Raw genomic sequence first — 9072 nt, 5'->3', positions numbered from 1 at the left:
ATCCTGCTGCAGGTCGCGGGTGAGCTGGGTGTAGATCTCCTTCGGCGCCGGGATCTTGTCCTCGAGCAGCTGTTCCAGCAGCGCGTCGTCGAAATCGGCGAGGGATTCGAGCAGGGTCTGGCGCGCCTCGTCCTGGCGCGGCTTGATGTCGCCCGGCGCCTCGATCAGGTCGGAGGACTGGTTCTCACGCCATTTGTAGGCGCGGCCGCTGACCAGGTCGACATAGCCGGAGACGCTGTCGCCGTCGCGGATCGGGACCTCACGGAGCAGCAGCGGGCGGGAGGAGACCTGCTGCAGCGCGGCCAGCAGGTCGCGCATGCGGATGTCGCTGCGGTCCATCTTGTTGATGAACAGGATGTGCGGGATCTCGTGCTCGTCCAGGAAGCGCAGCATCGGCGCCAGGATCACGGCCCGGTCGGGGTCGGCCTCGGCGACCACCACGGCGATATCGGCGACCATCAGCGCGGCCATGGCGTCATGCGCCAGCTCGACCGAGCCGGAGCAGTCGATCAGGGTCCAGTCCTCATCGAGATAGCGGCAGGAGGCGAGGTTCGGCTCGATCGTCATCTGCCGGGCGCGGGCCTCGGCCGAGGCGTCGCCGACGGTGTTCTTCTGGGCCACGCTGCCCTTGCGCGGGATCGCGCCGGCGCTGTGCAGCAGCGCCTCCAGCAGCGTGGTCTTGCCGCTCGAATACGGTCCGACCAGGGCCGCGCAACGGTATCTGGGGGCAGGGCGTTCCTGCGGCATGCGCATCCTCCCTTCTGCACGGGCCCGCCGTGCCGACCGGGCGAATGCCCGATCGCGCGGGCGCCTTTAGGAGGCCAGCATGACACTTCCGAGACGATCGGCCCAGCCCCGATCGAGGGTCAGGCGATCGACCCCGGCGTGAAGGTCGGGACCACCGTGGCAGGCCGGCCCGGCAGGTCCAGCGCGGTCGCCCGCTCCGGCGTGCGGGCGATCACCCGGCCGCCGCGCAGCACCAGCAGGCGGGTCGCCTTCAGCCGCACCGCCTCGAACGGATCGGCGGCCTGCAGCACCACCAGGTCGGCGCGGCAGCCCGGCGCCAGGCCGTAGCCGTCGAGCTCCAGCACCTTCGCCGCCTCGGTGGTCACCGCGGCGAAGCAGCGGGCGATGGCGTCGAGCGCTGTCATCTGCCCGACATGCACCGCCATATGCGCCACCTCCAGCATGTCGGCCGACCCCATCGAGTACCAGGGGTCCATGACGCAGTCCTGGCCGAGCGCGACGGTGATTCCGGCGGCCATCAGCTCCGGCACCCGGGTCATGCCGCGGCGCTTCGGATAGCTGTCGTGCCGGCCCTGCAGGGTGATGTTGATCAGCGGGTTGGCGATCGCCGCCACCCCGGCCTCGCGCATCAGCGGGATCAGCTTCGAGACGTAGTAGTTGTCCATCGAATGCATCGAGGTCAGGTGCGAGCCTGTCACCCGGCCGCCGAGGCCGAGGCGGTGCGTCTCCGCCGCCAGCGTCTCGATGTGGCGGGAGTGTGGATCGTCGCTCTCGTCGCAATGCAGGTCGACCGGCAGCCCCCGCTCGGCCGCGATCTCGCACAGCCGCCGCACCGAGGCGGCGCCGTCGGCCATGGTCCTCTCGAAATGCGGGATGCCGCCGACGACGTCGACGCCGAGGTCCAGCGCGCGCAGCAGGTTCGTCTCGGCGGTGGCGGAACGGAACAGCCCGTCCTGCGGGAAGGCAACCAGCTGCAGGTCGAGATAGGGCGCGACCTTGCGCTTGACCTCCAGCAGCGCTTCGACCGCCAGCAGCCGGTCGTCGCAGACATCGACATGGCTGCGGATCGCCAGCAGCCCCTGCGCCACCGCCAGGTCGCAATAGGCCAGCGCCCGCGCCACCACCGCCTCCTGCGTCAGCTGCGGCTTCAGCTCGCCCCACAGGGCGATGCCCTCCAGCAGCGTTCCGGAGCGGTTCATCCGCGGCAGGCCGAGCGAGAGGGTGGCGTCGAGGTGGAAATGGGAATCGACGAAGGGCGGCGTCACCAGCCGGCCGGACGCGTCGATCTCCTCCCGCCCCTGCGCGGCGAGGCGCGGCTCGACCGCGACAATGCGGCCGCCGGCGATGCCGATGTCGATGCCGGTGCGCCCGTCGGGCAGGTTCGCGTTGCGCAGGACGAGATCCATGGCGGGGCTGGCCTTCCGGAATTTCAGTGAGACATCGGGGCCGCCGACGATAGCATGCGGCCAGTGCATGGAAAGACGGGAGAACGCCCATGTTCCACACGACATGGGGCGAGATCCGCCGGGCGCAGCCCGACGAGGCGGAGGCCATCCGGGCCCTGGTCCGCCGCGCCTATGCGAAATGGGTGATCAGCGTCGGCATCGAGCCGAAGCCGATGCGCGCCGACTATGTCCGCGCCCTGGCCGAGCATGAGATCTGGGCGATCGACGGCCTCTATGGCTGCATCGCGCTGATCGAGCTGCGGCCCGAGCCCGACCATCTGCTGATCGTCAATGTCGCGGTCGACCCCGGCCATCAGGGCCGCGGCCTGGGCCGCCGGCTGCTGGATTTCGCCGAGCGCGAGGCGCAGCGCCGCAGCCTGACCGAGCTGCGGCTCTACACCAACATCCGGATGTCCGAGAACCGCGCGCTCTATGCGTCGCGTGGCTATCAGGAGACGCATCATGAGCAGCGGGGCGAGTACACGATCGTGCACATGGCCAAGGCCATCCCCGCTGCCTGATCAGCCCGTCCGGGCTTACAGGACGAAGTCCCCGGCCACGAGGGCGATGTTGCCGGTCAGGGTGATGTGGAAATCGGTGACCTTGTCGCCATCGACATCGCCGGCGATGGTGGTGACGCCGCCGCTGGCGACGTAGCGCAGCTGGCCGGCCACGCCGGTGTAGAGGCCGGTGCCGATGAAGGTGAAGGCCTGGTCTCCCGCCACCTGAGTGTTGGCGTCCATCAGATGGAGATCGATACGGTCGCCCTCCGCCCGGCTGAAATCGGTAATCCGGTCGGCATTGGCGCCGACCACGCTGTCCGTGATCGAGGTGAAGTAGAACCGATCTGCCCCGGCGCCGCCGGTCAGCGTGTCCTTGCCGGCCCCGCCGACAAGGGCATCGTTGCCGTTCCAGCCCTGGAGCACGTTGTCGCCCGCATTCCCTTCCAGCCCGTCATTGCCCTGGCTGCCGGACAGGTTCTCGACGGCGATCAGGGTGTCGCCCTGCGCGTCGCCGCCGGCGCCCTTGCCGGTGACCAGGCTGACCGAGATCCCGACCGAGCTGTCGTAGTAGCTGACGGTATCGGTGCCGGTACCGCCGTCGAGCACGTCGGCCCCCGCCCCGCCGCGGAGCACGTCGTTGCCGTCCATGCCGTTGAGCGTATCGTTCCCGGCCATGCCGTTGAGCGTGTCGTTCCCGCCATAGCCGGACAGCACATTGGCGACGGCCGAGCCGGTCAGGGTGTCGTTGAAGCCGACCGTGCCGACGATGTTCTCGATGTCGTTGCCGATCACGTCGCCCTGGGCGTCGCCGCCCGAGGCGGTCAGCGTCGTCAGGTTCACCGTGACGCCCGCCGGGCCGTCATAGTTGATGGTGTCGATGCCGGCGCCGCCCTGCAGCACATCCGCCCCGGCGCCGCCATTGAGGAAGTCGTCGCCGTCGCCGCCGCTGAGCGTGTCGTTCCCGGCCAGGCCGTTCAGCACGTCGCCGCCGGCGCCGCCGGTGAGGACATTGGCCACGGCCGAGCCGGTCAGGGTGTCGGCCAGGGCGGTGCCGCGGATGTTCTCGATGTCGCTGCCGATGGTGTCGCCCTCGGCCTCGCCGCCGGCGGCGGTCAGCGCCGTCAGGTCCACCGTCACGCCGGCGCTGCCGCCATAGACGATGGTGTCGATGCCCGCCCCGCCGATCAGCGCGTCCGCCCCGTCGCCGCCCTGGAGGACATCGTTGCCGGCGCCGCCGTCGAGCGTGTCGTTGCCGGCCAGGCCGTTGAGCGTGTCGTCGCCGCCATTGCCCGACAGCGTGTTGCCGAACTGCGAGCCGGTCAGCACGTCGTTGAAGCCGTTGGTGCCCTGGATATTCTCGACATCGATGTCGATCGTGTCGCCCTGCGCGTCGCCGCCGATGCCGACGCCGCCGATCGTCACGGTCACCCCGGCCGGGCCATTGTAGACGATGGTGTCAATGCCGGCCCCGCCCTTGAGCGAATCCGCGCCGGCGCCACCTTCGAGGATGTCGTTGCCGCTGACGCCGTCCAGGGTGGTGGCGCCGCCATAGAGCACGTCGTTGCCGTCGCCGCCGCGCAGCACGTCGTCGCCGGCGCCGCCGTCGAGATTGTCGTTCCCGCCCAGGCCGTCGATGGTGTCGGCGCCGCCCCGGCCGAGGATCACATTCGCGACGGCGGACCCGACCAGCGTGTCGGCGAAGCCGTTCGAGCCCTCGATGTTCTCGATGTCGTTGCCGATCACGTCGCCCTGCGCGTCGCCGCCCGAGGCGGTCAGCGCCGTCAGGTTGATCGAGACGCCGGCGGTGCTGAAGAAATAGGTGATCTGGTCGATGCCGGCGCCGCCGCTCAGCGTGTCCGCCCCGGCATCCCCGCGCAGGATGTCGTCGCCATCGCCGCCGCGCAGGATGTCGGTGCCGGCGCCGGCCGTGAGGGTGTCATTACCGGCGCCGCCGTCGAGCAGGTCGTTGCCCGGGCCCGACGCGTCGCCCGAGATCAGCGTGTCGTCGCCGTCGAGGCCGTAGAGGGTGTTGTTGCCGGCGCCGCCGACCAGTCTGTTGGCGGCGGCCGAACCGGTCAGCGTGTCGTCGAAGGCCGAGCCGGTGATGTTCTCGACATCGGCGGCGACCTTGTCGCCCTGGGCGTCGCCGCCGCTGCCGGTGCCGCCGATCGCGACGGTCACCCCGGCGGCGCTGGCGCCGTAATCGGCGGTGTCGACCCCGGCGCCACCGTTCAGCACGTCCGCCCCGAGCCCGCCGCGCAGCGTATCGTTCCCATCGCCGCCGTTCAGCGTGTCCACCCCGGCCAAGCCGTTGAGGATGTCGTTGCCGCCGAGGCCGTTGATGGTGTCGTTGTTCGCGGTGCCGTCGAGAATATCCGCGTTCGCGCCGCCGTTGATCACCGCCATGATGAATCCCTGATCCGAAAACGAGAATTTTGTCGTGGGATCCTGCCGGAAAAAGAGGCTAATGACCGTTCGATTTGCAGTTATTTTGTTGCGCCAAACTTGCTTCGCGACGGCCGGGACGCGGTATGGCGCTCGCCGTCAGTAGGCGCCGCTGCGGGCGAAGAACACGCGCGGCGTCAGCACCAGCAGCGCCATGTCGCGCCAGTAGGACCAGTTCCGCACATAGTCGACATTGAGCCGGATCCGGGTCTCGTAATCGGTGTCGCTGCGGCCGTAGATCTGCCAGGCGCCGGTCATGCCCGGCCGGACGCTGTGATAGTAGCGGATCGCCGCGCCCCAGCGCTCCTGCTCCTCCTCATACATCGGCCGCGGGCCGACCAGGCTCATCTCGCCCTTCAGCACGTTGAACAGCTGCGGCAGCTCGTCCAGGCTGGTCTTGCGCAGGAAGCGGCCGATCGCGGTGACGCGCGGATCCTTCTTCAGCTTGAAGCCGGCCTCCCATTCCCGCCGCATCTCAGGGTCCTTCTGCAGCAGATCCGCCAGCAGCTTGTTGGCGTTCGGCACCATGGTCCGGAACTTGTGGCAGTAGAAGATCCTGCCGTCGCGCCCGACGCGCCGGTCGCTGTAGAAAATCCCCCGTCCCGACCGCCGGATCATGATCGCGCAGGCCAGGAACAGCGGCGCGAACAGCACCAGCAGTAGCACCGACAGCACGATGTCGGTGGCGCGCTTGGCGGCCACGGCGGCACGAGGGCCCGGCAAAATCCGCGAGGCCACGGTCTCGTCGACCGCGCTGACCGGGATGTCCGACGGCATATGAGATCCCCCACCAAGACTCGACACGCACACGGACCGGGGCCGAGATTCCGTCGCCGGCTCTGCGATCCGCGTCCCATCCCGCCCGAGCGGGACGGCGCCGCCGCCTGAACAAACCAGGCGCGACCTCGTTCCCTTTTTCCCGAGACTCGCTGGGACCTCAATCCCCCAGAATGAGGGGGAGCCCGGTCCTGTGACGGAGGGTCAGCCCCCGATCGCGCCGCAGAGCAGCGCCATGGCGACGGCTTCGGCGCGGCTGCCCGCCCCCAGCTTGCGCATGGCCGAGGCGACGTATTCGTTGACGGTGTAGACCGACAGCGACAGCCGGCGCGCGGCCTCCTTGCTCGATGCGCCGCGGGCGATCCAGCCCAGGCAGTCGCATTCGCGCGGGGTCAGGTGCGCCGCCGGCCGGTGCGCCTCGGGCGCGGCCGGCCCGCCGGCATCGGCCAGGCCGCGCTCGATCCGCAGCGCCCGGCCGAGATGCGGCCCGATCGCGCGCAGCACCCGCACCTGCTCGTCGTCCCAGTCCGGCCGCCGCAGCGGCCGCCAGACCGACAGCATCGCCGACAGGCTGCCGCGGGCGAAATCCACCCAGTACAGACCGTGGTCCTTGCCCTGCGGGCGCATGAAGTCGTTGTAGAACTCGCTGCGCCGGTACTCCGCATCCGGGATCAGGGCCGAATGGGCGAAGGTCGCGCCGGGCTGCAGCCGCGGCAGCAGGGACAGCAGCGGCAGCAGCCGGTGATAATGCGCCTGGTAGCGGTCGACATAGTCCGGATCGGTCTCGGTCGCCATGGTGGCCGGGCCGGGGGTTGCCGGGGCCAGCCGGCGCAGCACCACGGCCTCGCCGCCCAGCGCGTCGCCGAGCCGGCGCAGCACATCGGGCCAGTCCTCGTTGCCGATGCCGGCTTCGTAGATCAGGTCGATCAGCCCGAGGATGTCCTGCTCATCCGGTCGGGCGACGGAAGACGGCACATCGACCAGCGGCCGGATGGCCGACTCGCCGATGAAACGGCCTTGCATCGGGTTCCCCTCTCATCTCGCCAAGGCTGGCGCTGCACATGCCGTGCATAGGATGATAATAGATCTGCCTCTCCCGCTGTAGCGGTGACGAAGCGCACTGCGGACGATTCATTCGGGAATTGCGGGCGGAGTCGCGCGGACGCCTCACAGCATGCTGTCCAGCGGCCGGGGCCGGCCGACGGCGAAGCCCTGGGCCTGGTCGATCCCCATGGCCCGCACCAGCGCCAGGGTCTCGGCATCCTCGACCTGCTCGGCCACGGTGACGGTGCCGAGGCGATGGCCGATGGCGTTGATCGATTCCACGATCGCCCGGTCGACCGCACTGGTGGTGATCTGGCGGATGAAGCCGCCGTCGATCTTCAGCCCGTCGACCGGGAACTGACGCAGATAGGCGAAGGAGCTGAGGCCGCTGCCGAAATCGTCCAGCACCACGGCGCAGCCGGCTGCGCGGACCTTGGCGATGAAGCGGCTGGCCGCCGCCAGGTTGTTGATCACCGCGGTCTCGGTGATCTCGAAATGCAGCCGGCCGGGATTGAGGCCGGAGGCGGCCAGTTCCTCCTTCAGGAAGGGCCACAGGAACGGATCGTCCAGGGTGTTGGCCGAGAGGTTTATGCCGATCGACAGGTCCGGCGCGGCCCGCAGCTGCGCGCCGTAGCCGTGCAGCGCGGTGCGAATCACCCAGCGGTCGATGTTGCCCATCAGGTCGTACCGCTCCGACGCCGGGATGAAGCCGGACGGCTCGACCATCTCGCCATTGTCGTCCTGCATCCGCAGCAGGATCTCGACATGCCGGGCGCCGTCGCGTCCGGGCCGCAGGTCGCGGATCTCCTGGGCGAACAGGCGGAAGCGGCCGGCCTCGATCGCGTCGCGGATGCCGGCGGCGACCTGGATCTCGCGCCGGTGGCGCTGCGCCGCGCTGCCGTCGCCGCCATAGATCGAGACCTGGCTGCGCCCGGCGGTCTTGGCGGTGTAGCAGGCGACATCCGCCTGGCTCAGCAGCTCGTCCGCCCGGGTCCCGTCCCCGGCCACCGCGGTCAGGCCGACGCTGGCGCCGATCTGGTAGGACTTGTCGTCCCAGGTGAAGCGCAGCTCGGCCACGGCGCGGATGAACTGGCGGGCGATGGTGACACCGTCATCGACTGAGCAGTCGCGCAGCAGCATGGCGAATTCGTCGCCGCCGAGGCGGGCCACCAGGTCCCGGCCGCGGCTGAGGCGGCGCAGCAGGTTGGCGATGTCGCGCAGCAGTGCGTCGCCGGCGGCATGGCCGGCGCCGTCATTGACGATCTTGAAACGGTCGAGATCCATGAAGCACAGCACGTGCCGGCGTCCGTCGCGGCGCGCCTGCTCGCAGGCCTCCAGCAGCGCTCGCTCGAAGGCGACGCGGTTGGGCAGGCCGGTCAGGCTGTCATGGGTGGCGGAATGCGCCAGGGCCTGCTGCAGCGTGCGGTCGCGGGTGACGTCCTGGAACACCAGCACCGCGCCGATCACCTCGCCCGAGGCGGTGCGCACCGGCGCCGCCGAATCCCGGATGTGGCGCCGATCGCCATCCCGCGCCAGCAGGATGACATCGGTATCGAGGTAGTAGGGTTGCATCCGGGCCAGGCAGGATTCGACGGGGTCGGGCACGGCATGGCCGGATTCGTCGATCAGGCGGAAGACCTGGTACAGGGGCCGGCCCATCCCCTCCTCCGCCGACCAGCCGGTCATCTGCTCGGCGGCCGGGTTCATGAAGGTGACGCGGGCCAGCGCGTCGGTCGAGATCACGGCGTCCCCGATCGAGTGCAGCGTGACCCGCAGCCGCTCCTTCTCCTCGAACAGCGCCTCGGCCAGTTCGACATGGTCGGTGATGTCGGTGTGGGTGCCGATGACCCGCCGCGCCCGGCCGTCCGCATCGCGCTCAACCGCCTTGCCGCGGTCGAGGATCCAGCGCCAGGACCCGTCCCGGGCGCGCATCCGGTGCTCCAGCACGAAATCGGGCGACCGGCCGGCCAGGTGGTCGTTGATCATCGCCCAGCAGCGCGGCAGGTCTTCCGGATGCACGCGTTCGGACCAGTCGGCGACGGTGACGCCGACCTCGTCATCGGCATAGCCCAGCATCGCCTTCCACTGTCGCGATAAAAACCCGTTTCTAT

At 69.7% G+C, this 9072-nt stretch carries 7 protein-coding genes; 1 reads left to right on the top strand and 6 read right to left on the bottom strand.

The window, feature by feature from the left end; translation table 11 throughout:
• Nucleotides 1–747: GTP-binding protein (locus tag ABDW35_RS25420; RefSeq protein ID WP_343716655.1), on the bottom strand; the 747-nt coding region annotated here is incomplete at its 3' end.
• Between the two features lie 119 nt (nt 748–866).
• Nucleotides 867–2153, bottom strand: coding sequence for an amidohydrolase family protein (locus ABDW35_RS25415; protein ID WP_343716654.1), 1287 nt, complete (start codon nt 2151–2153; stop codon nt 867–869).
• A gap of 89 nt (nt 2154–2242) precedes the next feature.
• On the opposite strand from ABDW35_RS25415, the gene ABDW35_RS25410 reads away from it, so the two are divergent.
• Nucleotides 2243–2713 carry a GNAT family N-acetyltransferase gene (locus tag ABDW35_RS25410; protein ID WP_343716653.1) on the top strand — a complete coding sequence of 157 codons (471 nt, stop codon included), beginning with the start codon at nt 2243–2245 and terminating at the stop codon, nt 2711–2713.
• Between the two features lie 15 nt (nt 2714–2728).
• On the opposite strand, the gene ABDW35_RS25405 is transcribed toward ABDW35_RS25410, so the two are convergent.
• The 4 genes from ABDW35_RS25405 to ABDW35_RS25390 all read right to left on the bottom strand — a co-directional run.
• The gene (locus ABDW35_RS25405; RefSeq protein WP_343716652.1) at nt 2729–5101 is read right to left on the bottom strand and encodes a calcium-binding protein; all 2373 of its coding nucleotides are present in this window, start codon (nt 5099–5101) and stop codon (nt 2729–2731) included.
• Between the two features lie 138 nt (nt 5102–5239).
• A complete protein-coding gene (locus ABDW35_RS25400; RefSeq protein ID WP_343716651.1) occupies nt 5240–5917 on the bottom strand; it encodes a sugar transferase in 678 nt (225 codons plus the stop codon).
• A gap of 204 nt (nt 5918–6121) precedes the next feature.
• Nucleotides 6122–6940: a helix-turn-helix transcriptional regulator gene (locus ABDW35_RS25395; protein ID WP_343716650.1), complete on the bottom strand. Its 819-nt coding sequence runs from the start codon at nt 6938–6940 to the stop codon at nt 6122–6124.
• A gap of 144 nt (nt 6941–7084) precedes the next feature.
• Nucleotides 7085–9072 (bottom strand): EAL domain-containing protein (locus ABDW35_RS25390; RefSeq protein ID WP_343716649.1); only part of this gene is annotated, 1988 nt, incomplete at its 5' end.

It is taken from the genome of Inquilinus sp., from assembly GCF_039594555.1.
In the GTDB taxonomy this organism is placed as follows: Bacteria; Pseudomonadota; Alphaproteobacteria; order DSM-16000; family Inquilinaceae; genus Inquilinus.
This window is presented reverse-complemented; position numbering and strand designations above follow the sequence as displayed.

Excerpts from the sequence above, each read along its gene's own strand:
- ABDW35_RS25415 (WP_343716654.1), bottom strand. The coding sequence starts at position 2,153 with ATGGATCTCGTCCTGCGCAACGCGAACCTGCCCGACGGGCGCACCGGC.
- ABDW35_RS25410 (WP_343716653.1), top strand. The coding sequence starts at position 2,243 with ATGTTCCACACGACATGGGGCGAGATCCGCCGGGCGCAGCCCGACGAG.
- ABDW35_RS25405 (WP_343716652.1), bottom strand. The coding sequence starts at position 5,101 with ATGGCGGTGATCAACGGCGGCGCGAACGCGGATATTCTCGACGGCACC.
- ABDW35_RS25400 (WP_343716651.1), bottom strand. The coding sequence starts at position 5,917 with ATGCCGTCGGACATCCCGGTCAGCGCGGTCGACGAGACCGTGGCCTCG.
- ABDW35_RS25395 (WP_343716650.1), bottom strand. The coding sequence starts at position 6,940 with ATGCAAGGCCGTTTCATCGGCGAGTCGGCCATCCGGCCGCTGGTCGAT.